Source organism: Vibrio sp. SCSIO 43153 (assembly GCF_023716625.1).
GTDB lineage: Bacteria > Pseudomonadota > Gammaproteobacteria > Enterobacterales > Vibrionaceae > Vibrio > Vibrio rotiferianus.
In genome coordinates this window covers 662,295-686,597 of the sequence record NZ_CP071855.1, presented here as the reverse complement: position 1 = coordinate 686,597, position 24,303 = coordinate 662,295, and the positions used below count along the sequence as shown (strand labels likewise).

The 24,303-nt window shown below is 46.0% G+C and carries 21 protein-coding genes; 3 read left to right on the top strand and 18 right to left on the bottom strand.

Features of this window, described 5'->3' with window-relative positions; genetic code table 11:
• The first annotated feature begins 12 nt into the window (after window positions 1–12).
• The gene (dxs, locus tag J4N37_RS03135; protein ID WP_038886015.1) at window positions 13–1,878 is read left to right on the top strand and encodes a 1-deoxy-D-xylulose-5-phosphate synthase; all 1,866 of its coding nucleotides are present in this window, start codon (window positions 13–15) and stop codon (window positions 1,876–1,878) included.
• A gap of 91 nt (window positions 1,879–1,969) precedes the next feature.
• On the opposite strand, the gene pgpA is transcribed toward dxs, so the two are convergent.
• The 15 genes from pgpA to vcdP form a co-directional block, all read right to left on the bottom strand.
• Entirely contained in the window at window positions 1,970–2,473 is a 504-nt protein-coding gene (gene pgpA / locus J4N37_RS03130; RefSeq protein WP_252041664.1) for a phosphatidylglycerophosphatase A, read from the bottom strand.
• Between the two features lie 57 nt (window positions 2,474–2,530).
• Window positions 2,531–3,496, bottom strand: a complete 966-nt coding sequence (gene thiL / locus J4N37_RS03125) for a thiamine-phosphate kinase (protein ID WP_005447592.1) — start codon at window positions 3,494–3,496, stop codon at window positions 2,531–2,533.
• Between the two features lie 78 nt (window positions 3,497–3,574).
• Window positions 3,575–4,042: a transcription antitermination factor NusB gene (nusB, locus tag J4N37_RS03120; protein ID WP_005440182.1), complete on the bottom strand. Its 468-nt coding sequence runs from the start codon at window positions 4,040–4,042 to the stop codon at window positions 3,575–3,577.
• Entirely contained in the window at window positions 4,042–4,512 is a 471-nt protein-coding gene (gene ribH, locus J4N37_RS03115; RefSeq protein WP_005440184.1) for a 6,7-dimethyl-8-ribityllumazine synthase, read from the bottom strand. The genes nusB and ribH overlap by 1 nt, the downstream gene beginning before the upstream one ends.
• Before the next feature lie 169 nt (window positions 4,513–4,681).
• Window positions 4,682–5,791, bottom strand: coding sequence for a bifunctional 3,4-dihydroxy-2-butanone-4-phosphate synthase/GTP cyclohydrolase II (gene ribBA / locus J4N37_RS03110; protein WP_010446326.1), 1,110 nt, complete (start codon window positions 5,789–5,791; stop codon window positions 4,682–4,684).
• A gap of 158 nt (window positions 5,792–5,949) precedes the next feature.
• Window positions 5,950–6,603: a riboflavin synthase gene (locus J4N37_RS03105; RefSeq protein ID WP_045387347.1), complete on the bottom strand. Its 654-nt coding sequence runs from the start codon at window positions 6,601–6,603 to the stop codon at window positions 5,950–5,952.
• An 11-nt stretch (window positions 6,604–6,614) separates the two neighbouring features.
• Entirely contained in the window at window positions 6,615–7,739 is a 1,125-nt protein-coding gene (ribD, locus tag J4N37_RS03100; RefSeq protein WP_252041663.1) for a bifunctional diaminohydroxyphosphoribosylaminopyrimidine deaminase/5-amino-6-(5-phosphoribosylamino)uracil reductase RibD, read from the bottom strand.
• Window positions 7,740–7,746: 7 nt separating this feature from the next.
• Entirely contained in the window at window positions 7,747–8,196 is a 450-nt protein-coding gene (gene nrdR, locus J4N37_RS03095) for a transcriptional regulator NrdR (RefSeq protein WP_010446320.1), read from the bottom strand.
• Between the two features lie 127 nt (window positions 8,197–8,323).
• Complete coding sequence (locus tag J4N37_RS03090) at window positions 8,324–9,574, bottom strand: glutamate-5-semialdehyde dehydrogenase (protein ID WP_252041662.1); 1,251 nt, start codon at window positions 9,572–9,574, stop codon at window positions 8,324–8,326.
• 15 nt (window positions 9,575–9,589) lie between these two features.
• Window positions 9,590–10,729 (bottom strand): glutamate 5-kinase, encoded by a 1,140-nt coding sequence (proB, locus tag J4N37_RS03085; protein WP_045387337.1) that lies wholly within the window; start codon window positions 10,727–10,729, stop codon window positions 9,590–9,592.
• Window positions 10,730–10,851: 122 nt separating this feature from the next.
• Entirely contained in the window at window positions 10,852–11,241 is a 390-nt protein-coding gene (gene crl / locus J4N37_RS03080) for a sigma factor-binding protein Crl (RefSeq protein WP_005447601.1), read from the bottom strand.
• 119 nt (window positions 11,242–11,360) lie between these two features.
• Window positions 11,361–12,608, bottom strand: coding sequence for an esterase FrsA (gene frsA / locus J4N37_RS03075; protein ID WP_045387333.1), 1,248 nt, complete (start codon window positions 12,606–12,608; stop codon window positions 11,361–11,363).
• A 90-nt stretch (window positions 12,609–12,698) separates the two neighbouring features.
• Window positions 12,699–13,163, bottom strand: coding sequence for a xanthine phosphoribosyltransferase (gpt, locus tag J4N37_RS03070; protein ID WP_045387330.1), 465 nt, complete (start codon window positions 13,161–13,163; stop codon window positions 12,699–12,701).
• A 342-nt stretch (window positions 13,164–13,505) separates the two neighbouring features.
• Entirely contained in the window at window positions 13,506–14,795 is a 1,290-nt protein-coding gene (locus tag J4N37_RS03065) for an NCS2 family permease (RefSeq protein WP_038886921.1), read from the bottom strand.
• A gap of 485 nt (window positions 14,796–15,280) precedes the next feature.
• The gene (gene vcdP / locus J4N37_RS25245) at window positions 15,281–15,346 is read right to left on the bottom strand and encodes a small protein VcdP (RefSeq protein WP_479729366.1); all 66 of its coding nucleotides are present in this window, start codon (window positions 15,344–15,346) and stop codon (window positions 15,281–15,283) included.
• Window positions 15,347–15,830: 484 nt separating this feature from the next.
• On the opposite strand from vcdP, the gene J4N37_RS03060 reads away from it, so the two are divergent.
• Window positions 15,831–17,303 (top strand): aminoacyl-histidine dipeptidase, encoded by a 1,473-nt coding sequence (locus J4N37_RS03060; protein WP_038886296.1) that lies wholly within the window; start codon window positions 15,831–15,833, stop codon window positions 17,301–17,303.
• A gap of 75 nt (window positions 17,304–17,378) precedes the next feature.
• On the opposite strand, the gene J4N37_RS03055 is transcribed toward J4N37_RS03060, so the two are convergent.
• Entirely contained in the window at window positions 17,379–17,918 is a 540-nt protein-coding gene (locus tag J4N37_RS03055; protein ID WP_010446291.1) for a DUF3332 domain-containing protein, read from the bottom strand.
• A 330-nt stretch (window positions 17,919–18,248) separates the two neighbouring features.
• Between J4N37_RS03055 and J4N37_RS03050 the strand changes: the two genes are divergently transcribed.
• Window positions 18,249–19,319 carry a succinylglutamate desuccinylase/aspartoacylase family protein gene (locus J4N37_RS03050; protein WP_010446288.1) on the top strand — a complete coding sequence of 357 codons (1,071 nt, stop codon included), beginning with the start codon at window positions 18,249–18,251 and terminating at the stop codon, window positions 19,317–19,319.
• Between the two features lie 99 nt (window positions 19,320–19,418).
• Here the strand turns inward: J4N37_RS03050 and J4N37_RS03045 are convergent, their stop codons facing one another.
• Entirely contained in the window at window positions 19,419–19,721 is a 303-nt protein-coding gene (locus J4N37_RS03045) for a DUF3622 domain-containing protein (protein ID WP_010446286.1), read from the bottom strand.
• Window positions 19,722–20,086: 365 nt separating this feature from the next.
• A complete protein-coding gene (gene purL, locus J4N37_RS03040) occupies window positions 20,087–23,983 on the bottom strand; it encodes a phosphoribosylformylglycinamidine synthase (RefSeq protein ID WP_252041661.1) in 3,897 nt (1,298 codons plus the stop codon).
• Between the last annotated feature and the right edge of the window lie 320 nt (window positions 23,984–24,303).

Sequence of the window (24,303 nt, the reverse complement as noted above, 5' to 3'; positions counted from 1 at the left end):
GCGCGCATTTATATGACTCTTGATATTTCAAAGTACCCAACACTGGCGTTAGCAAATACACCGGAAGAGCTACGACTCCTTCCGAAAGAAACATTGCCAGCTTTGTGCGATGAACTACGCACGTATCTGCTAAATTCAGTGAGTCAGTCTAGCGGACACCTAGCGTCTGGCTTAGGCACAGTAGAGCTAACCGTAGCTCTACATTATGTATACAACACACCTGTTGATCAGTTGATCTGGGACGTAGGCCACCAGGCTTACCCGCATAAGATCCTGACCGGCCGTCGTGACCAAATGCCTACCATCCGTCAAAAAGACGGACTACACCCGTTCCCATGGCGCGAAGAGAGCGAGTACGACACGCTATCTGTTGGCCATTCATCCACTTCTATCAGTGCCGGCCTAGGTATGGCTATCAGCGCTGAAAAAGAAGGAAAGGGCCGCAAAATTGTTAGCGTTATTGGTGATGGTGCAATCACGGCAGGCATGGCATTTGAAGCCATGAACCACGCTGGTGACGTTCACCCCGATATGCTGGTCATTCTGAACGATAACGAAATGTCTATTTCAGAAAACGTAGGCGCATTGAACAACCACCTTGCTAAAGTGCTTTCAGGCAGCTTGTACACCTCTATCCGAGAAGGTGGTAAGAAAGTGTTGTCTGGCGTTCCACCAATTAAAGAGTTGGTTCGTCGCACAGAAGAGCACCTAAAAGGCATGGTTGTTCCTGGCACGTTATTCGAAGAGCTAGGCTTTAACTACATCGGCCCTATTGATGGTCACGATGTAAATGAGCTAGTCAAAACATTGAAAAACATGCGTGAACTGAAAGGACCACAATTTCTGCACATCATGACCAAAAAAGGTAAAGGTTATGAACCTGCAGAAAAAGATCCTATCGGCTACCACGGTGTACCAAAGTTCGACCCATCACATAACAGTTTGCCGAAGAGCAGCGGCGGCAAGCCGACCTTCTCTAAGATCTTTGGTGATTTCCTATGTGATATGGCCGCGCAAGATCCTAAGCTAATGGCGATTACACCAGCGATGCGTGAAGGCTCTGGCATGGTTCGCTTTTCAAAAGAGTACCCAGAGCAATACTTTGACGTAGCAATCGCAGAGCAGCATGCCGTAACACTTGCAACGGGTATGGCAATTGCGGGTGATCATCCGATCGTGGCAATCTACTCGACCTTCCTACAGCGCGGTTATGATCAACTGATTCACGACGTTGCGATCATGGACTTACCAGTGATGTTCGCTATAGACCGTGCTGGTCTGGTTGGTGCAGATGGTCAAACTCACCAAGGTGCGTTCGACCTTAGCTTTATGCGTTGTATCCCGAATATGGTGATCATGGCGCCGAGTGACGAAAACGAATGTCGTCAAATGCTGTACACGGGTCATAAGCACACAGGCCCAAGTGCGGTTCGTTACCCACGCGGTAGCGGCATGGGCACAGACATTGAACAAGAATTTACTGCGCTTGAAATCGGTAAAGGTCGTGTGGTTCGTAAAGGCGAGAAAGTGGCAATTCTAAGCTTCGGCACCTTCCTAGGTAACGCGCTAGAAGCAGCTGAAAACCTAGACGCGACAGTAGCAGACATGCGCTTTGTTAAGCCACTTGATGAAACGTTGATTCGTCAGCTTGCTGCAGAGCACGATGTTCTGGTTACGCTAGAAGAAAATGCGATTGCAGGTGGTGCGGGTGCGGGTGTGATTGAGTTTATGATGCAAGATAAGATCATCAAGCCTGTACTCAACCTTGGCTTGCCAGATCGCTTCGTTCCTCAAGGCACACAAGACGAGCTACATGAAGAGCTTGGCTTAGATGCAAAAGGCATCGAGAAGTCGATCAACGATTACTTAGCCAAATAAGCGAACGTAAGACCCTACAACGAAGCCAAAAAGGGATGCCATGTGGCATCCCTTTTGTTTATCTGTCGATTCTAAACCTTAAGGATAGGTATTACATCCAACCTGCGTATTTCGCCACTAAAAACAGCGCGATACCCGCCATAATACCCGCCACGATATCATCAATCATGATACCTAAGCCGCCGTGAACACGTTTATCCAACCAACCGATTGGCCATGGTTTTACCATGTCAAAGAAGCGGAACAAGATAAAACCTGTCAGTAGCCACTTCCATTCCGTCACAGGAATATTCAGTGCTGGTACTAGGCTCATGGTGATCCAAAAGCCCGCAAACTCATCCCATACAATAGAACCATGGTCATGAACGCCCATGTCATCTGATGTCACTTGGCAAATCTTAATGCCAATCACACAAGAGAATAACACCGCAACCACATAAAGTGAGAAAGGCAGTTGTGCCAAAAGCAGAAACAGCGGAATTGAAGCAAGCGTGCCCATTGTGCCTGGCACTACTGGTGATAAACCGCTACCAAAACCTGTCGCCAAAAGATGCCACGGGTTCTTTAATGAAATCAGAGAGAGAGGGTTGGTCATTTCCTTAAACCTATACTGCAAGTTTGGTTTCAATCTTAGGCTAGAGCCTAGCTCATATCATTTAAAGTGGTCAAAGCCACTCAGATCCCAATCAAGCGGTTGATTGTTATCATGCAGCTCGAAGGTACCTTTTGGTCGAATCTGACCAATACAGGTGACTTTACATCCGATATGAGACAAAGCGCTTTGTAATGAGCCACGGTTTTGCTCTGGCACAGTAAAACACAGTTCGTATTCTTCGCCACTTGATAGAGCATACTGCTGTGCGATGACCTTATCATCTAAAAACTGAACCAGTTCTGAAGAAATTGGCAATTGGGAAACATCTAAGCTCACACCAACATCAGAACGTTTGAGGATGTGTTTGATATCAGAGATTAAACCATCAGAGATATCAATCGCAGCCGAAGCCAACCCAACGAGCGCTTGACCAGCCAAAACACGAGGTGAGCTAAGATAATGCGCTGTCTCTAGTTCCTGCGCAGCAATACGTGAGCGCAGTGAATCATCCAGAATCACATCCAGACCAGCTTTAGCATCTCCAAGGTTGCCCGTAACGTAAACCCAGTCCCCGACTTTCGCCCCAGAGCGAGTCAGTGCTTTCCCTTCTGGTACAAACCCTTGCACGGTGAGCGTCAGGCTCAGTGGACCTTTTGTGGTATCACCACCAATAAGTTGAATACCAAAATAATCCGCCAGCTCAAAAAATGCATCACAAAAAGGAGCGAGCCAAGCTTCATCAGGCTTAGGCATCGTCAATGCAAAGCTCACCCACGCCGGCGTTGCACCCATTGCTGCGAGATCACTAATATTTGATGCCAACGCCTTATGTGCGACCCAAGCAGGGTTCGCATCCGCAAGAAAATGGGTTCCAGCCACTAACGTATCGGTACTAATGGCAATTTGTACGTTATCTGGCGCTTTCACTAACGCACAGTCGTCACCCGCCGCTAGGTGTACGTCTTTGCGTTGGCTTTGACGCCCAACGAAGTACTTGTCGATCAGATTGAATTCACCAGACATTATTCACTTACTTTTTGATGTAAAAGCTATTGATACAAAAAAGGTCAGCAGATGCTGACCTTTTTATTGAAGAAATTGTTATTTCTTACGTACGTGCGGTGCCGCTTTATCTAGCACACCATTCACAAACTTGTGGCTGTCTTCTGCTGCGAATACTTTTGCAAGTTCAATCGCTTCGTTGATTACCACTTTGTAAGGAACATCTTCGCGACGAGTCATCTCGTACATAGCAAGGCGAAGAAGAGCAAGTTCCATCATGTCTAGGTCTTGCATTGGACGTGACACGTATGGACGGATTTTGCTATCTAGCTCAGAGTGGCTAAGTACAACACCGCTTAGTAGTTCACGGAAGTAAGCTACGTCTGTTTCAGGAGCAGCTAGTGCAGGCTCAGATGCATGAAGTTCTTCTTCATCGTATTTGTCGCCAGACAAAAACTGTTCTTCGATCGTGGCAACATTGTCTTTAGTAATCTGCCATGAGTAGATCGCTTGTAGAGCGAATTGACGTGCGTTACGACGTGCGGCTGGTTTCACACTGGCCCCCATTAGGAATCAATTTCAGATAGTACGTTAATCATTTCAAGTGCGCTTAGTGCAGCCTCTGCACCTTTATTACCAGCCTTGGTTCCTGCGCGTTCAATCGCTTGATCGATAGTATCAACAGTCAGTACGCCAAATGCTACTGGAAGGCTGTATTCCAGAGAAACTTGTGCAAGACCCTTGTTACATTCACTACAAACATAGTCAAAGTGTGGTGTGCCACCACGAATTACTGTACCTAGTGATACGATAGCATCGTATTTACCAGTCTTAGCAACACGTTGAGCTACCAAAGGCAGTTCTACGGCACCAGGACAACGAACTACTGTAATGTTGTCTTCGCTTACTTGTCCGTGACGCTTTAGTGTATCGATCGCACCAGATAGTAGGCTTTCGTTAATAAAACTGTTGAAACGAGAAATAACGATAGCAATTTTTGCATTTGGCGCTGGGAAGCCACCCTCGATCACTTTCATAAGCTTTCCTTTAACTCTATTTTTAAGTGAAAATTGTTCATCAAGTGAGAATCGCCGGATTCTAGCACAATTTTGTGAGCAATATCTAATGGAAATTGGATACCAGTCACGAGTTCCTAGCCATAACGATGATAAGTACGCGCAAGACTAGGAACTTGTCGGTCAGTTGTTATTCGCAGACGTACTCAACAACGTTCAGGCCAAAACCACCCAGTGCGTGGTACTTTTTGTTGGTCGAAGAAAGTAGGCGCATATCATGCACACCTAAGTCAGCAAGAATTTGCGAGCCAACACCAACACGACGAGACGTGCCTTGTTTCTTCGCAAGCGTCGGTGCTTCACCTTTGTCTTGCGCTTCGAACATCTTAACGCGATGAATAAGTAGATCGGTTGACTCTTCGTTGCCAAGAACAACCAGCACGCCGCCCTCTTCACCGATACGCTTCATCGCTTTCTCAAGTGTCCAGCTGCGTTCTGCGTTACGGTCACTACGAAGCACATCAGTAAATACATCTTGTAAGTGCACACGAACTAATGGCGCTTCAGAACTAAGGTCACCTTTGCACATTGCATAGTGCACTTGGTTATCAATGGTGTCTTTGTACGTCACAAGCGTGAATTCACCGAACTCGGTTGGTAGTGCACACTCAGCAACGCGCTCAATGGTTGTTTCAGTGTTGTTGCGGTACTCAATAAGATCCGCAATGGTACCAAGTTTCAAACCGTGCTTTTCAGCAAACACTTCAAGATCTGGACGACGAGCCATCGTGCCATCGTCGTTTAAAATCTCGACAATAACTGAAGCAGGTTCAAGACCAGCCAGACGGGCCAAATCGCAACCAGCTTCAGTATGACCAGCGCGAGTTAGAACACCACCATCTTGTGCTGCAAGAGGGAAGATATGACCTGGTTGTACTAAGTCAGCCGCTTTCGCATTTGACGCCACGGCAGCTTGCACAGTGCGAGCACGGTCAGCGGCTGAAATACCAGTTGTTACACCTTCAGCGGCTTCAATAGAAACGGTAAAGTTGGTGGTGTATTGCGCGTTGTTGTCTTGCACCATTGGTGGGAGTCCAAGATTTTCACAACGTGTTTTTGTCATGGTTAGACAGATCAAGCCACGACCATGCGTAGCCATAAAGTTGATGGCTTCCGGCGTAATGTGCTCGGCAGCCATGATCAAATCACCTTCATTCTCGCGGTCTTCATCATCCATCAGGATGACCATTTTGCCCGCGCGGATGTCATCAATAATTTCTTGAGGCGTGCTGATAGGCATATTCTGTTTCCCGTTATTCAAAAATTTATTATTGCAGCAGCAATGCGTTTAACGTTTCGTTTAGTTACGTCTACTGGCTTAGTCAGCAAAGCAGTTTGAAGCCAACCTTTATTAAGTCAATTAACCTGATAACGTTCTGTGATTATGGTCGGTTTCGCTTAGGCAAAACCATTCTGTTGTAAGAATTCCATCGTAATGCGTGATTCTTGCGACTCTTCTTTTTGACCTTGCAGTAAGCGTTCCATGTAGCGAGCCAATACATCCACTTCTAGGTTCACTTTGCGTCCTACTTGGAACTGATCAATCGTGGTTTCTTCACTGGTATGAGGAACAATCGTCAATTTAAAACCATTCTTACGTAGATCGTTGACAGTCAGACTAATGCCATCAACTGTGATAGAGCCTTTTTCTGCCACGTACTTACCGATCTCCGCAGGCATCTCGACCCAAAACTCAATCGCACGACCCACTTGGTTACGCTCGACAATCACACCCACGCCATCAACGTGACCAGACACAATATGCCCACCAAAACGAGTGGTTGGCAGCATGGCTTTTTCTAGGTTCACTTTATCGCCGACTTGGTACGCGGCAAAACCAGTTTTGTTCAGCGTTTCCAAAGACAAGTCAGCGCTGTAGTAGTTGCTGCCAAAGTCAACGACCGTCAAGCACACACCATTAGTCGCGATACTATCGCCTAACTTAACGTCAGACATATCCAACTTGCCTACTTCTACCGTTACGGTAATGTCTTCGCCTTTTGGCGTAATGGCAGTGAGTTTGCCAACTGCTTCTACAATTCCTGTAAACATAATGCTTCTTTCTAGCTTTGGTTGCGTTTGACGGTTGCGGTAATGCGGATATCCACCCCGACCATTCGAACGTCAGTAATAGTTAAATCGATAACTTGTGCCATCTCAGTTAAACCAAGTGCACCAATCAAACCTCGTCCATCGCTGCCCATCAATTTAGGCGCGAGGTAAATAATTAGCTCATCTACAAGGTTAGCTTTGATTAACGAACTCGCGAGCGTAGCTCCCGCTTCTACCCACAAGTGATTGATATGATATTCGCTCGCCACAGCTTTTAATGTCGTGGCTAAGTCAATTTGGCCGTTTTCATCCAGTTCAGGTACCATATCGCCACCTTGGCTGACAATAATACGCTCACCATCAGTATTGAATAGTTTTAGATCATCGTTAAGTTGAGACTGGCGATCCAAAATCACACGAGGTGGCTGACGGACTTCATCTTGTGAATATTGAGTTTGTACGCTGCACGGCAGGTCATCCCAACGTACGTTCAATGACGCATTGTCATCAATCACGGTTTTGCTGGTTGAGAGAATTCCACCACTTAATGCGCGATAACGCTGCACATCTTGGCGAGCCTTTGGGGAGGTGATCCATTGGCTTTGGCCATTATTAAGTGCACTTTGCCCATCGAGGCTGGCTGCCATCTTCAACTGAACATAAGGCATGCCCGTTTGCATGAACTTGATAAACCCTTTGTTCAGATCAATGGCTTCGCTTTCTAGCAAGCCGACTTGAACTTCTACTCCAGCATCACGCAGCATTTGAAAACCGCGCCCGGCGACTTTCGGGTTGGGATCTTCCATCGCACAGATAACGCGAGCGACTTTAGCTTTGATTAGCCCTTCAGCACACGGCGGTGTACGACCAAAATGGGAGCAAGGTTCTAACGTGACGTATGCGGTCGCCCCTTCGGCTTTGTCACCCGCCATACGCATCGCGTGGACTTCGGCATGAGGCTCGCCGGCACGGTGATGATGACCTTCACCAACAATCTCGCCGTCACGGACAATAACGCAGCCTACGTTAGGATTCGGAGCCGTAGTATAAATGCCGCGTTTCGCCAACTTGAGCGCACGCGACATCATTTCAAAATCTTGAGAGGTAAATACTGAAGAAGAGTTTTGTTGAGCCATGATTCAATCAGTCTTCTAGGCGAGCAATTTCTTCGCCAAATTCACGGATGTCTTCAAAGCTGCGGTAAACCGATGCGAAACGGATATAAGCGACTTTATCAAGCTCTTTCAATTGGTCCATAACAAGGTTACCAATCATCTCACTCGGTACTTCTCGTTCGCCAGTAGCACGCAATTGTGACTTAATCATGCTGATAGCAAGCTCGATAGCGTCAGCGCTTACTGGGCGTTTTTCTAAAGCGCGTTGAATACCACCGACCATTTTATCTTCATCAAACGGTTCGCGGTTGCCGTTAGACTTAATTACTTTAGGCATCACCAATTCCGCAGTTTCAAACGTAGTAAAACGCTCGCTACATGCAAGACACTGGCGACGACGGCGCACCTGATGGCCGTCAGCAACTAAGCGGGAATCAATTACTTTTGTATCGTTCTCGGAACAAAAAGGACAATGCATATCACCTCCAAATAGCGTGCGATTGGGGTCGTCCCAAAAGCAAGACTAGTGTAGCGGAATTGCTATGTTAGAGAAAACAAAAAGGGGCATTCCTGCCCCTTTTTCAATCAATATCAGACGGTTTCTGTTAACTGCGTGCTAGGTAGTTTGCTTTACCAACCCATTTGTAGCTGGTTAGCTCTTCCAAACCCATTGGGCCACGTGCGTGCAGTTTCTGAGTGGATACCGCAACTTCTGCACCAAGACCAAACTGAGCACCGTCAGTAAAGCGCGTTGCTGCGTTTACGTAAACCGCTGCAGAGGCGACAGAATTGATGAACAATTCAGAGTTCACCAAGCTATTGGTCATGATCGCATCAGAGTGGCTCGCGTTATGAACGCGCATGTGGTCAATCGCTTCTCTCACATCAGCTACCACTTTTACACCCAACGTGTAGCTTAGCCATTCCGTATCAAAATCACCTTCACCCGCATCACGAATTTGTTTCGCTTGTGTCATTAGCGCTTTTGCTTTTGGTTCTGCAACGAAGGTTACTTTGTCATTCATGCGCTCAACAATCATCGATAAGAATTGCTCTGCCACTTTTTCGTGGACTAGCAAAGTATCTAGCGAGTTACATGCAGATGGGCGTTGAACTTTCGAGTTTTCAACTACGTTCAGAGATTTCTCTAAATCCGCAGATTCATCAACGAAGATATGGCTGATACCAAAACCACCAATGATCACAGGAATTGTGCTGTTCTCTTTACACATTTTGTGCAGACCAGCCCCACCGCGCGGAATGATCATATCAACGTAATCATCAAGCTTAAGCAGTTGAGAAACCAACTCACGGTCTGGCTTTTCAATGTATTGTACAGAAGCTGCTGGCAAGTTCGCTTTCGCCAGTGCTGATTGGATAACTTTCACCAACTCCATGTTAGAGAAGAACGTCTCTTTACCACCACGTAGGATGCTTGCATTGCCTGTTTTTAGACACAGTGCTGCGATATCGATGGTTACGTTCGGACGCGCTTCGTAAATCACACCGACCACACCTAGTGGTACGCGACGACGAGACAGAGACATGCCGTTTTCTAGCACTTTGCTGTCAATTTCGCTGCCCACAGGATCGTTTAAGCTGATCACGTTACGAACGTCATTAGCAATGCCCGTCAAACGCTCTTCGTTAAGTAGAAGACGGTCTAGTAGCGCATCGGTTAGACCCGCTTCACGGCCGAGTTCTATGTCTTTTGCATTTGCAGCCAAAATGGTTGCTGCATTTGCTTCTAGCTCATCAGCGATGATCGCTAGTGCTTGGTTTTTTTGTGCGGTTGACGCTGTCGCCAATTCGAAAGCTGCATCTTTGGCAGCTTTACCCATATTCGTTAAATCCACTTTGCTTCCCTCAATCTATTCTTGAATGACGACAAGATCATCGCGATGAATCACTTCTGAGCCGTAGTCATGACCCAAAATAGAGATGATGTCTTTACTGTGCTTACCGGCAATTTTCGCTAGGTCTTCACTTGAGTAGGCGCTAATACCACGAGCAACCAATTTACCCTGTGCGTTTGTCACACGTGCAACTTCACCACGAGCAAAATCACCACTGACTTTGACCACTCCTTTTGCAAGTAGGCTGCTGCCCTTACCCACAACGGCGTTCACTGCACCATCATCGATAATGATGTCACCCGATGCCGCAGGACCAGCTAAGATCCAACGTTTACGGTTTTCTAGTGCTTCTGAACAAGGTAAGAAACGTGTACCTTGTGGCTCCGAACTCAATGAATCGAAGATAACATTTGGCGCACTACCCGCAGCGATAATGACCTCAATACCTGCACGACGAGCAATATCTGCCGCTTGAAGTTTGGTTGCCATACCGCCTGTACCTAGCGTGGTGCCACTACCACCTGCAATTTTACGCAAAGTATCATCGATGGTTTTCACTTCTTTGATCAGCTCAGCATTCGGATCTTTACGTGGGTCTGCGGTAAACAAGCCCTTTTGGTCAGTCAGGAGCAGTAATTTGTCTGCACCACACAAAATCCCCACCAAAGCAGACAAGTTATCGTTGTCACCAACCTTGATTTCGTTTGTCGCAACTGCGTCGTTTTCGTTCACGATCGGAATAATGTCGTTTACAACCAGAGCATTGATGGTGTCACGTGCGTTTAGGAAACGCTCACGATCATCCAAGTCAGCACGAGTTAACAACATCTGACCAATTTTGATGCCATAAATGCCAAACAAAGACTCCCATGTTTGAATCAAGCGGCTTTGACCAACGGCTGCAAGCAACTGTTTGCTCGCCATCGCGTTGGGCAGTGCGGGGTATCCAAGATGCTCACGGCCTGCTGCAATCGCACCAGACGAAACCATTACTACTGAATGGCCTTGTTTTTTAAGCTCAGCACATTGACGAGCCAGCTCTACCATATGAGCACGGTCTAACGCCAAAGTGCCGCCTGTCAGCACACTTGTACCCAGTTTCACAACGACGGTCTGTGGTTGTGAAACAACTGCATTCTGTTGATTCGTTGTCATGATGTCTTCTGAAATGAAAAACAAATAAAGAGTGGATGTTTTAGCAATCAAATGGGGATTTAACAAGCAGAAAAGGTGCGAAAACGCACCTTTTTGTCTTATCAGGGAAGAAAACAGCCAAATTAGGCGAAATCAAACGATTCGGTGTGATATTCCACTTCCAGTTTGAAATGCTCAGCTACTGTATCAATAAGCTTTTGATGGAAGGTACTTTGTGTCAAGTACACTTCTTCTACTACCTTATTTGGTAATGGTTCTGAGGTCCATTCCCCTTCTTTGTTGTATTTACCAATATGGTATTTTGCCGTAAAGCCACCTTCGATGGACTCCAAGTCCATCCACCAGCCCCAAAATTCACGTTTCTCAGGTGACTTTTTGTCATCTACACAGACAGATAGACAGTCAAAATAGTAGTGCCCTTCTTGTGATTGTGGTTCGCGCAGGTACGGACCTATCGCCTTCAACTTTGACATCAAGCGAAAGTGAGTCGGTCCTTGTGTCGTCTCTGACATAAGAATCTCCGTTTCCATAGTAAGGATATTTAGCTATCCAAGAATGATTATTATTTTTTAATTATCATGAGCTTATTTTTCGCTCACATATATCACTCTTAACTAAATTAGGAGATTTGTCATCTTAATAATTCGTCCTCCAACCACTTTATGGCTAAATCGAGGGATTGCTCATAACCTTTTGTAATTGTCTTGGAACTGATTTTCTTGGCTTGTCCGTACTGGCTAAACAGTGCTACCAACTGGTTATCACTATGAGGTGAAACTGGGTCCCCTTCGAGACTCAATGCTAAAATTGGCACCTTAGTTTTACGGCTACTTAGGAAACCTTGTACCTTGAGTGACCATGCCATCATCTGTCCGGCCATGCTATTGATATCAACAGCACTCTTGCCAAGGCGAGACGCTAATAGGTCGAGGTACATCTTCGGCATTTGCTGCAACTTTTTAGGAGACGTAAACAGATCATGCACTGGTGCACCCAAAGCCACACAAGCTTTAATCTTTTCTTGCTCAACAAACGAAAGACGAATCATGGCATTACCGCCAAAGCGGAAACCAATCAATCCAACCTTGTGGTGATCAACCCAAGGCAGAGAATACAGCTCATTCAAAACCGCTTGATGAAGGCAACTGGAGTTTTCGGTCAGCGGCCAATGTGAACTATGACCGACTGACGGCATATCAATAGTCACCATCGCAATGTCTTTGGGAGCTAAGTGGTTTCTGAACAAGCGCCACATATCCGTTTGCAAGCTGTCCAAACCAGCACTAACCATTACAACTGGTAATTGTTTATCTGTGCGAGGAAGATGCAGGTTCGCGATAATCTTGCGTTTTTGGTAAGGCACTTCGATCTGCTTGATCACGTATTTAGTTTTTTCTGAGCCTTCTGAATACGCTTTGTTCGCCAATACCTGTGCTTGAATGGCTAAGTTATCATTCTTTAAATGTGGGTAGCCTGCAATGCTAAAACACAATGAAGCCGTAAACAGCTCATCAGCCGCTTCCTCCCCCTTCATTTCATTCGCGCGACGTTGATGCTCCATGCCTAACTTAATCCACTCAAACGTCCAGTTACCACCGTGGTAACCCATGACCGTATCAAGCCATTTATCTTCGGTACGAGAATGATTCGATGACGCGATTTTAGAAAGTACCCCTTCCATTTCGATAGGAGATAAGCCCTGCCACGCCCACTGAATACGCCTCAAATGACGATACCAAGCACGATCTTCATGCTCTTCTCGCTCATCAAGAATCTTTTGGCTGGTCGGCATGTATTGAGTAAGTGCAGAGGTTTCTTTCGCTTGTTTGTGTTTGACAAACAAAGTTTCGGAGAGGTTTTTACTGACGTCTTCTGACATAGGAAGAACTCTAGGCTGGTTGCAATAGCGTAATAATAATAAAAAAAATGCCCCTATAAAGGGGCATTTCTCAATATTCTTAGTGCAAACTTATTTTTGCTTGCGATTTACTGGCTCAGCAAACTGGATAGACATATCCCAAGGTTGCTCGATCCAAGTGTCTTGTGCGATGTCTACTACGTAGTCATCAAGTAGCTCTTTACCAGAAGGCTTAGCACATACAGCAATCAGTTTCGCTTTCGGGTACATTTCACGAAGTTTACGCGCTGTATCACCGCTATCTACTAGGTCTTCAATGATTAGGTAACCTTCACCGTCACCTTCTGGTGCTTTAAGCACTGTCATGTCACGTTGATGATCGTGGTCGTAGCTTGAGATACAAATTGTATCTACGTAGCGAATACCTAGCTCACGAGCCAAGATAGCACCAGGTACCAAGCCACCACGGCTTACCGCCCAAATACCTTTCCATTGCTCAGCTGGCATTTGTTTCTCAGCCAGTTCACGGCAGTAAGACTGCATCGCATCCCAAGTGATAATGAATTTTTTACTCATTGTAATAACCTAATAATTTCAAAATATGCATCCCCGTGACCTAGCTGATAGCGCTGAAATGGACTCATCAATCTAGATTTCCCACACCAGAGGAAATGGGGGTTTCAAGCTACGCAAACGATTATTCTACCGAAACCCATGATTAATACCAACGCTGATATCAAAATTCTCCGTCTATTACGCAGAAAAATCGAATTCAGTGAACACTGCAAAATAAAGAAGGGAATGAACTCGAGAAGAAATGCTCCATAAACAAGGAGAAATTCCCCTCCAGTAAAAGCCCACAAACAAAAAGCCAGTGTGAACGTATGCCCACACTGGCTTTTCTTTTAATCGTCAGAGTTAGCCTAGGATGTACTTCGCAATGAAGATAGCGGACATCACCCATACACTCATCGAAACTTCACGACCTTTACCACTGAACAGTTTGATCGCTGCATAAGCGATGAAGCCTAGCGTGATACCTTCTGCGATAGAGAAAGTCAGCGGCATTACCAAACACGTTACGACAACAGGAGCCGCTTCTGTTAGGTCACGCCAGTCGATACCAACAAGGCCAGAAAGCATTAGGATAGCGACATAGAATAATGCGCCTGATGTCGCGTACGCAGGGATCATTCCTGCTAGTGGCGAGAACAATAGAGCCAAGAGGAACAGCACGCCAACAACCACTGCCGTAAGACCTGTACGACCACCAGCAGCCACACCAGAAACACTCTCAATGTATGAAGTCGTGTTTGAAGTACCTAGTAGAGCACCCACTGACGTTGCTGTTGAGTCAGCTAGCAGTGCTTTGTTTAGGCGAGGAATGTTACCGTTTTCGTCCGTCAAACCTGCTTTTTGCGAAACGCCAACTAGCGTGCCTGCCGTATCAAACAAGTCAACGAATAGGAAAGCAAAAACAACTGAGATCATGCCCACTTCGAATAGACCAGAGAAATCGAGCTGCATGAAGGTTGGCGCGATGCTTGGTGGTGTTGACATGATGCCGCCCCACTGAACGTCACCAAAGATAAGACCAAGAATCGTCACACCTAGAATAGCGATCATAACCGCGCCTTTAACACCACGGTGAACCAATGCAATCGTCATGAAGAAGCCAATCGCCGCAAGCACAGACGGTAGTGACGTGATGTTACCCATTGAAACTAGCGTTGCTGGGTTATCTACTACGATACCTGCGTTTTTCAGCGCGATGAAAGCAAGGAAAAGACCGATACCCGCAGAGATGCCAGTGCGGAGAGAAAGTGGAATAGAGTTAATGATCCATTCACGAATCTTGAAAATACTCAGTAAAATAAATAGCAAACCGGACACGAACACTGCTGCTAGCGCCACTTGCCAAGTGTACCCCATGCCCAACACAACTGAATATGTGAAGAACGCGTTTAGACCCATACCAGGGGCCTGAGCGATTGGGTAGTTTGCTACTAAGCCCATGATGAAACAGCCAATAGCCGCCGCAAGACACGTCGCAACAAAAACGGCACCACGATCCATACCGGTATCAGCAAGGATTGCTGGGTTTACAAAGATAATGTAAGCCATGGTTAGGAAGGTCGTAACACCTGCGATGATCTCAGTGCGCACGTTGGTGCCATTTTCACTAAGTTTAAAGAGCCTTTCGAGCATGATCGAATCCTGTAAAGATAAAAAGTAAACGGTTGCGTAATCGATTGGCTCGAATTATAAAGTTATCAAATAACAAATTCCAGATAGAATTTTCACTCTAATAGGATTTTTTTCTTCGGATATGAAACCTATTCGCTAATGCCTCCAAGAGAGAATAGCTTTAGGTCTTATGAAACAAGAACTAAGAAGCTCACGTTCAGTCAATTGCAACGAATGTAAACTGAACAATGTTGTAAACTTTCAAACGCAAAATTATAGTTTCGGGCACTCAATACCCAAATAATTAGTCTGAAAACGAAACAAGTGAGATAAGCAATACCAGAATGGAAGCTTGGTGGCGATAAAATAGCCGAGGATAGGAAAAGCAGATAAAAAAACGCCACTCAATTTGAGTGGCGGTGAATCATGTCAGCACTATGCACTGAAAAAAAATTCCAATTTATAGGGGTGAACAAACTTGTTCGAGTCACATGCGTTGGCTTCAATTAGTAACCAAAGCTTGTTGGGTATACAAAGTTACCGGTGTAAACAGATTTGCTGTTCCAGAACATTGCACTTGGTAAACCTTTCATAAATATCACCTTCTAAATCAATTAATACTGTCAAATTTGGTTGATTTCTCGGTTCCTTGGAGGCGATAAAACGGACTCATCCTTTGAGCATTTCATTCTTCTCTCAGAAGCTGGTTACAAATATACCACCAAGAAATTTAATTACAAGCATAAAAGTGATTAAACTCACACTTTTCATTTAAATTGATCTCCATCAAATAAAAACTGTAAGTTAATTACAGTTTTGTGAATTAAAAATTTAAGATACTTACAATCAAATAAACCTTATTGCATAGGTGTATTTTGCTCTGTTCAGAATCTGTGACAGCTCATAGTGATTTCCTTTCTCCCTCGACTACTCGCCTCTCTCATCTGGTGGTATGCTTGGTGCCAATTCAAAAGCCAAGACCAGTTAGCATTTATTGCTAAACACTCAATATATTTACGGTTTAAATTTGGCAAAGCACATCAAAAGGAGTCTTCCGTGTCTGAATTCCATTCTGAAATCAGTACCTTATCACCTGCTCCACTTTGGCAGTTTTTCGATAAGATTTGTTCAATTCCTCACCCTTCAAAGCATGAAGAAGCTCTAGCGCAATACATCGTAAGCTGGGCGACAGAGCAAGGTTTTGACGTACGCCGCGATCCAACTGGCAACGTGTTCATAAAAAAACCAGCAACGCCAGGCATGGAAAACAAAAAAGGCGTCGTTCTTCAAGCGCACATCGATATGGTGCCGCAAAAGAACGAAGACACTGACCACGACTTCACTAAAGATCCAATCCGACCATACATTGATGGTGAATGGGTAACAGCAAAAGGTACAACACTTGGCGCTGACAACGGTATCGGCATGGCATCTTGCCTTGCGGTTTTAGCCTCTACAGAAATCAAACACGGCCCTATCGAAGTGCTTCTGACAATTGATGAAGAAGCAGGCATGACTGGCGCATTTGGTCTTGAGCAAGGTTGGCTAGAAGGCGACATCCTTCTAAACACGGATTCAGAGCAAGAAGGCGAAGTTTACATGGGTTGTGCTGGCGGTATCGACGGCGCAATGACATTCGACATTACTCGTGATGCCATCCCAGCAGGTTTTGTGACTCGTCAGCTAACGCTGAAAGGCCTAAAAGGTGGTCACTCTGGTTGTGACATCCACACTGGCCGCGGCAACGCGAACAAGCTTGTAGGCCGTTTCCTAGCAGGTCACGCACAAGAGTTGGATCTTCGTCTTGTTGAGTTCCGTGGTGGTAGTCTACGTAATGCGATCCCTCGTGAAGCCTTCGTTACCGTTGCTCTACCAGCAGAGAATCAAGATAAGCTGGCAGAACTGTTCAACTACTACACTGAGTTACTAAAAACTGAGCTTGGTAAAGTTGAAACCGACATCGTGACTTTCAATGAAGAAGTGTCAACAGATGCACAAGTGTTTGCAATTGCAGACCAACAACGTTTCATCGCAGCATTGAACGCTTGTCCAAACGGCGTGATGCGCATGAGTGATGAAGTTGAAGGCGTAGTTGAGACGTCTCTTAACGTTGGCGTTATCACAACTGAAGAGAACAAAGTAACGGTTCTATGCCTAATTCGCTCACTGATCGATTCTGGTCGTAGTCAAGTTGAAGGTATGCTTGAGTCAGTCGCTGAACTTGCGAATGCGCAAATCGAATTCTCTGGAGCTTACCCAGGTTGGAAACCAGATGCGGATTCTGAAATCATGGCTATCTTCCGTGATATGTACGAAGGCATTTACGGTCACAAACCAAACATCATGGTTATTCACGCAGGTCTTGAATGTGGTCTGTTCAAAGAACCTTACCCGAACATGGATATGGTTTCTTTCGGTCCAACCATCAAGTTCCCTCACTCTCCAGATGAGAAAGTGAAGATTGATACCGTTCAACTGTTCTGGGATCAAATGGTCGCACTTCTGGAAGCGATTCCAGAAAAAGCGTAATCCAAGTCAGATACGAAAAAGGGTGCCGAGGCACCCTTTTTTATTGCGAGCTTTTTATTATCAGCGCTTCGCAAATTATGCACGAGTTTGCGCGTAGGCTGCTAGCTCATCCATAGAAGTCTTAGCAACCACTTCACCATCGATGTAGTAAGTAACGAAATCGCCTTCACGAACACCCATTAGCGTCGCTTTTTCACCATTGTTGTAAGTGATGTCCATTTGAACTGTATTTTCGTCAAGCTGCTGCATTTGGCCTTGTTCGATAACACGGTTGTTTGTTAGAGGACCAATCGGCGCTGTCGTTAGAGACTTGTCTAGCTGGTGGTTTACGTCGATGTAAGTATCCATCTTGGTATCAAAGATGTGTGGTTTACCGTTTAGTGGGTTTTTACCAGTCCAGAACTCTAGTGAGTTGAACACGATGTAGTCAGCCGCAATAGCAACACCGTAAACTGGCGCCATTAGCATGTTTAGGCCACCACGAGCGTAACGGTTATCTACTGCTTTTAAGTTAAAGCCCATCACGTAACCCGTTACTGCGTTACTACCTACACAGCCAGAAAGAGAAACTGCAACAGCAGTTAGTGCGCCAATTTTAGCAATCGCCTTTTTCATCAAAACCTCTAGTTAAATGGTATTAGGTCAAAAATTCGGCGGGGATATTAGCGGATAAAAAGGCCCGGTAAAAGTCAGTTTTTTTCAAATAAATTTGATGTATTAAATTTAAAACAATGCCATTTATACCGTGAATATAATGACAAAAAGCAGCATCAAAACCAGTTCATTCGAAACAAAAACAACCTCAAAAGGAATACATTCAAAGTACATCTGGCGCTTTATTACTCACATCAACAAAATGTTTTTTTCGTCACATCAACAAGAATGATTAGTGTGATTTTGAACCAGTTGTTACATTGTTGATAACGTATTTGACAGAGATGGTTTATGGCCAGAAGTAAAAAAAGCAAAGTATTTGAGCTACTCGGGCATCAAGTACAACCAGGGCAGCGATTAGAAACTGAATTTGAAGCAGCGCAGCTTTACACGCACTCACCGCTTTCTATCCCTGTGGAAATTATCCACGGTAAGCAAGAAGGTCCTGTACTCATGGTGAATGCCGCGATCCATGGTGATGAGCTTAATGGCGTAGAGATCGTTCGTCAGATGATCAACCAACTGGATCCTGCAAAGCTGAAAGGTACCGTGATTGCCGTGCCTATCGTGAACGTGTTCGGCTTTATTCATAAATCGCGCTACCTACCAGACCGCCGTGACCTAAACCGTTGCTTCCCAGGCAGTGAAAAAGGTGCATTGGCATCACGTATGGCGCATGGTTTCTTCAATAACATCGCCAAGCGTTGTGACTATATTTTGGATCTTCACACGGGTGCGATTCACCGTACTAACCTGCCACAGATCCGCGCGAACTTGAGCAATCCTGAGACACTGCGTATTGCAAAAGCATTTGCCACACCAGTGATCGTAGACTCAGCTCTACGTGACGGTTCTCTGCGTAGCGAAGCGGAGAAATGCGATATCCCAGTACTGACCTATGAAGCGGGCGAAGCTCTGCGCTTTGACCCACTATCCATCAGCGCAGGTGTACTGGGCGTTCAACGTGTGATGCAAGCAATCGGTATGCTACGTGCGAGCCGTAAGAAACTACCTGAACCAATTATCGCGAAATCCACCAGCTGGGTTCGTGCATCCGGTAACGGTATTTTGCGTACTGTGGTTAACCTAGGAGACAAGGTAGAAGAAGGCGAAACGCTAGCATACATCAGCTCTCCTCTGGGTCACGATGAGCTTGAACTAGTCGCACCGAAAGGTGGTATCGTTATTGGCCAGCAAACACTGCCACTTGTGAATGAAGGCGATGCTATTTTCCATATCGCTTACTTCAAGCAAAACGATGAAGTGGTAGAGCAAGCGGTTGAAAGCTACATTGAAGAGCTGACTGAGTTTGATGTCGACCAAGTAACGACAGGGCAAATCCCGTTAGACACTCAACAGTAACCTCTTAATTTCCATTAAAATAAAAATGCCCCGAGATGAACTCGGGGCATTTTTTAATTCAGATTTGATGGTACAAATCAACCATCTAGTAAGCTGAGATTACTCTTCGTCAGCTTCAACTTCGCGTGCTTTGCGAGCTTCTTCTTTGCGAACTTTTGCCGCTAGTTGCTCTGCTTCACGCTCTTGACGCTGTACCGCTTTACGCTCATTACGAACCACTTGGTTTTGAACAAAACCCGCTAGTTCTTGCTCAGCCCAAGCTTGTGCTTTCTCTTCGCTGTCAAAGCCTGTTTCACGTTTTGATACTACAGTCTTACGAGATGTCACTTGACGAGTGATCTCTGCGCTCCAACCGTTACGTTTTTCAGTTACGCGGATAGCAAATTTTGGATTTTTAGACATTTCTTTCATTTCCTAAGGGATTAATCAGGGATTCGGTCAACTTGATAACTCCATCTAAGCTGAGCTGTTTAACACCATCCCTTGGTAAGCGCGGTATTAGAGCATAAAAGTTACCGAAACGCTGCAAGTTTTTTACAGTAGATAAGGCATGAACGAATTGGGGAACTCTCACGATTCATTGTTAAAAAGAGATTTCCTACTCCTTCCTTCGTCAGTCTAGGAAATGACGCCGCTGTTCTTTCTCGCATCTCGAAGCGAGGCGTTCCATAGGACGAGATCCATTCTCGATTATCTGAAATAAAGAAAGCGCCGGTCTCTCAACCAGCGCTTATCAGTTTCGTTAATGTTGACGAACGACGTCGTAATTAGCCGATGTTCTTACGTGCATTTTGGAACATACGCATCCAAGCACCATTCTCGCCCCAACCTTCTGGAGACCATGAGTTCGCTACTGTACGGAATACACGCTCAGGGTGCGGCATCATGATAGTCACACGGCCATCTTGAGTCGTTAGACCTGTGATTGCGTTTGGCGAACCGTTCGGGTTGTTCGGGTATTGCTGAGTTGGGTTACCGTGGTTATCAACGTAACGAACTGCAACCGTGCCTGACGCTTCAATCGCCGCTAGGTGTTCAGCACCACGTACTTCTACGCGACCTTCACCGTGAGAAACCGCGATTGGCATACGCGAGCCTTCCATACCATCGAAGAATACAGAGTCAGACTTTTGTACTTCAACTAGGCTAAAGCGAGCTTCAAAACGCTCAGATTCGTTACGAACAAAGCGTGGCCACAGGTCTGCTCCTGGGATTAGCTCTTTCAGGTTCGATAGCATCTGACAGCCGTTACACACACCTAGAGAGAACGTATCTTCACGCTTAAAGAAGCCTTCAAACTGGTTGCGAGCTTGTTCATTGAACAGGATAGACTTAGCCCAACCTTCACCGGCGCCTAGAACGTCACCGTAAGAGAAGCCACCACACGCCACTAGGCCTTGGAACTCTTCCAGTACAGCTTGACCCGTTAGGATATCGCTCATGTGAACATCCGTTGCTTCAAAGCCAGCACGGTCAAAGGCTGCAGCCATCTCTACATGAGAGTTAACGCCCTGCTCACGCAGAATTGCCATCTTAGGCTTAGCGCCTTTCGCGATATATGGCGCTGCGATGTCTTCATTTACATCGAAGCTCAGCTTAACGTTTAGGCCTGGGTCAGAGTTGTCTTTCTTCGCTTCATGCTCTTGGTCCGCACATGCTGGGTTATCACGTAGACCTTGCATCTTGTGCGTTGTCTCTGCCCAGATAGTACGTAGTTCAGTACGGCTACGCTCAAGAACTACAGTCTCACCAGAAGTAATCACTAACTCATCAGATGCTTCTACAGAGCCGATTACGTGTGAACATGCTTCAAGACCGTTTGCTGCTAGCGTTGAAAGTACAGCGTCTAGGTCATAGTTCTTAACCTGAAGTACTGCGCCTAGCTCTTCGTTAAATAGTGCTGCTAGAGTATCTTCGCCAAGGTCAGCAATGTCAGTTTTCACACCACAGTGACCCGCGAATGCCATCTCAGCAAGAGTAACGAATAGACCACCGTCACCCTTATCGTGGTAAGCCACTACTTGATCGTTCGCAACTAGAGTTTGAACGCCTTCGTAGAAACCTTTTAGCTGTGCTGCGTTGTCTACGTCTGCAGGCTTATCACCAAGCTGCTTGTAAACCTGTGCTAGTGCCGTTGCACCTAGACGGTTCTGGCCGTTACCTAGATCGATTAGAACAAGGCTAGTATCGCCTTTGTCAGTACGAAGCTGAGGTGTGATTGTCTTACGTACATCTTCAACACGAGCAAACGCAGTGATGATCAGAGACAGCGGAGAGGTTACTTCTTTCTGCTCACCGTTCTCTTCCCACTTGGTCTTCATCGACATTGAGTCTTTACCCACAGGGATAGTAAGGCCAAGTGCTGGACATAGCTCTTCACCCACGGCTTTCACTGCTTCGTAAAGACCTGCGTCTTCACCCGGGTGGCCAGCTGGAGACATCCAGTTCGCAGACAATTTAATGTGTTTGATATCACCGATGTTTGTCGCAGCGATGTTGGTGATTGCTTCACCCACCGCTAAACGAGCCGAAGCACCGAAATCTAGTAGAGCAACGGGGGTACGCTCACCCATTGACATCGCTTCACCATGGTAAGTGTCGTAGCTTGCTGCAGTTACCGCGCAGTTAGCGACAGGAACCTGCCACGGACCAACCATTTGGTCACGCGCTACCAAGCCAGTCACCGTGCGGTCACCGATGGTGATTAGGAATGTTTTTTCTGCAACCGTTGGAAGACGTAGAACGCGATCCACAGCTTCGTTTAGCTCGATACCATCACGGTTAACTGCAGGATTGTTCGCTTTAAGCGTTTTCGCATCACGGTGCATCTTAGGCGTCTTACCAAGAAGAACATCCATTGGCATGTCGATTGGTGTATTGTCGAAGTGTGAATCTTCTAACTTCAGCTCACGCTCTTCTGTTGCGATACCTACTACTGCGTATGGTGCGCGCTCACGCTTACAGATAGCGTCGAATACTTCCATATTCTCTGGCGCAACTGCCATTACGTAGCGTTCTTGAGATTCGTTACACCAGATCTCAAGTGGGCTCATACCTGGTTCATCGTTTGGAACATCGCGTAGTTGGAAGATACCACCACGTTCGCCATCGTCTACAAGCTCTGGAAGTGCGTTAGAGATACCACCTGCGCCCACATCGTGGATAAATGCGATTGGGTTCTGTTCGCCAAGCTGCCAACAACGGTCGATCACTTCCTGACAGCGGCGTTCCATCTCTGGGTTTTCACGCTGTACTGAGGCAAAATCTAGGTCTTCTGCTGATTGACCAGATGCCATTGAAGAAGCAGCACCACCACCAAGGCCGATGTTCATTGCAGGACCACCCAATACGATTAGGCTTGCTCCCACTGGGATCTCTTTCTTCTGTACGTGCTCGTCACGGATGTTACCCATACCACCAGCAATCATGATTGGCTTGTGGTAACCACGAACCTCTTCACCTGCGTGAGAGTTCACTTTTTCTTCGTAAGTACGGAAGTAACCAAGTAGATTTGGACGACCAAATTCGTTGTTGAACGCCGCGCCACCAAGTGGGCCTTCTAGCATGATGTCTAGAGCGTTAACGATGCGACCCGGCTTACCGAAATCTGTTTCCCATGGCTGTTCAAAACCAGGAATACGTAGGTTAGACGTAGTGAAGCCAACAAGACCTGCTTTTGGCTTACCACCAATACCAGTTGCGCCTTCATCGCGGATTTCACCACCAGAACCAGTCGAAGCGCCCGGCCAAGGAGAGATAGCTGTTGGGTGGTTGTGCGTTTCCACCTTCATTAGGATGTGCGCTTTCTCTTGGTTGTAACCGTACTGGCGAGTTTCTGGGTTTGGGAAGAAACGACCAACATCGGAACCCACCATTACCGCTGCGTTATCTTTGTAGGCAGATAGAACATTTTCTGGCGTGGTTTCAAATGTGTTTTTGATCATCTTGAACAGAGACTTCTCTTGCTTCACGCCGTCGATAGTCCAATCTGCATTAAAGATCTTGTGACGACAGTGCTCTGAGTTCGCCTGTGCAAACATCATCAGTTCGATGTCGGTTGGGTTACGGTCTAGCTTGTTTACGAACGCATCGTATAGGTATTCGATCTCATCATCAGCAAGAGCAAGACCTAGGGTAACGTTTGCGTTTTCAAGCGCAGCACGGCCACCGTTTAGTAAGTCAACGTCTGCTACTGGTGCTGGCTCTGCCACTTGGAAAAGTGCCGCTGCTGATTCGAAATCAGTAAAGATAACTTCCATCATGCGATCGTGAAGAATCGCTTTCAGCTCAACAAGTTGAAGCTCAGAAAGATCAGATGATGTTTCAATATAGTAAGCAGTACCGCGTTCTAGGCGAACCACTTTAGCTAGGCCACAATTATTCGCGATGTCGGTAGACTTAGAAGACCAAGGAGAAATCGTACCTGGACGAGGAGTCGCAAGCAGCAGAAGTCCTTCTGGCGCATGCTCTTCAATTGTTGGACCGTAAGTCAGGAGTTTCTCTAGTTTCTCAACTTCTTGATCATCTAGATCTGCTGATAGCTCAGCAAAGTGAGCAAACTCTGCGTAAATACCTGTGACAGGTAAGCCTAGTTCACGACAAAGCTCTAGAAGCTTGTTAACACGAAATTCAGATAGAGCTGGGGAGCCACGAAAAATTCTCATGTGCTTAGGTCTCTTATGCAATTGGTTAAGGTCTATTGACCTGAGGTGATATTGGAATAAATTCAGTGGGTTAGACTGTTTTACTTCGAAGCTATTCCCGAAGGTTTTTCAAACCTATGCCGATGCCACCTCTTCGTTGCGAGCGCATTATATAGCAATTGTTTTTGTGATGTAACACCAAAAGCAACCGTTTGCGTCATTTTTTTTGTCAAATTAGAGTTACAGCCGAAATGTCGATAAAACACACAATGTCGCACTCGATCTGTCTGATTCACTTTGCCCAACTTGCACGCTTTGATATAAAGGCAACTAGAATTTAT

Bases quoted from the DNA above. Each gene is read 5' to 3' on its own strand.
- J4N37_RS03045 (WP_010446286.1), bottom strand. From the start codon at position 19,721: ATGTCTAAAAATCCAAAATTTGCTATCCGCGTAACTGAAAAACGTAAC.
- nusB (WP_005440182.1), bottom strand. From the start codon at position 4,042: ATGGGGGCCAGTGTGAAACCAGCCGCACGTCGTAACGCACGTCAATTC.
- purL (WP_252041661.1), bottom strand. From the start codon at position 23,983: ATGAGAATTTTTCGTGGCTCCCCAGCTCTATCTGAATTTCGTGTTAAC.
- pgpA (WP_252041664.1), bottom strand. From the start codon at position 2,473: ATGACCAACCCTCTCTCTCTGATTTCATTAAAGAACCCGTGGCATCTT.
- ribH (WP_005440184.1), bottom strand. From the start codon at position 4,512: ATGAAAGTGATCGAGGGTGGCTTCCCAGCGCCAAATGCAAAAATTGCT.
- J4N37_RS03105 (WP_045387347.1), bottom strand. From the start codon at position 6,603: ATGTTTACAGGAATTGTAGAAGCAGTTGGCAAACTCACTGCCATTACG.
- ribBA (WP_010446326.1), bottom strand. From the start codon at position 5,791: ATGCCTATCAGCACGCCTCAAGAAATTATTGATGACATCCGCGCGGGC.
- thiL (WP_005447592.1), bottom strand. From the start codon at position 3,496: ATGTCTGGTGAATTCAATCTGATCGACAAGTACTTCGTTGGGCGTCAA.
- proB (WP_045387337.1), bottom strand. From the start codon at position 10,729: ATGACAACGAATCAACAGAATGCAGTTGTTTCACAACCACAGACCGTC.
- J4N37_RS03065 (WP_038886921.1), bottom strand. From the start codon at position 14,795: ATGCTCGAAAGGCTCTTTAAACTTAGTGAAAATGGCACCAACGTGCGC.
- crl (WP_005447601.1), bottom strand. From the start codon at position 11,241: ATGTCAGAGACGACACAAGGACCGACTCACTTTCGCTTGATGTCAAAG.
- ribD (WP_252041663.1), bottom strand. From the start codon at position 7,739: ATGGCTCAACAAAACTCTTCTTCAGTATTTACCTCTCAAGATTTTGAA.
- frsA (WP_045387333.1), bottom strand. From the start codon at position 12,608: ATGTCAGAAGACGTCAGTAAAAACCTCTCCGAAACTTTGTTTGTCAAA.
- nrdR (WP_010446320.1), bottom strand. From the start codon at position 8,196: ATGCATTGTCCTTTTTGTTCCGAGAACGATACAAAAGTAATTGATTCC.
- J4N37_RS03050 (WP_010446288.1), top strand. From the start codon at position 18,249: ATGGCCAGAAGTAAAAAAAGCAAAGTATTTGAGCTACTCGGGCATCAA.
- gpt (WP_045387330.1), bottom strand. From the start codon at position 13,163: ATGAGTAAAAAATTCATTATCACTTGGGATGCGATGCAGTCTTACTGC.
- J4N37_RS03055 (WP_010446291.1), bottom strand. From the start codon at position 17,918: ATGAAAAAGGCGATTGCTAAAATTGGCGCACTAACTGCTGTTGCAGTT.
- dxs (WP_038886015.1), top strand. From the start codon at position 13: ATGACTCTTGATATTTCAAAGTACCCAACACTGGCGTTAGCAAATACA.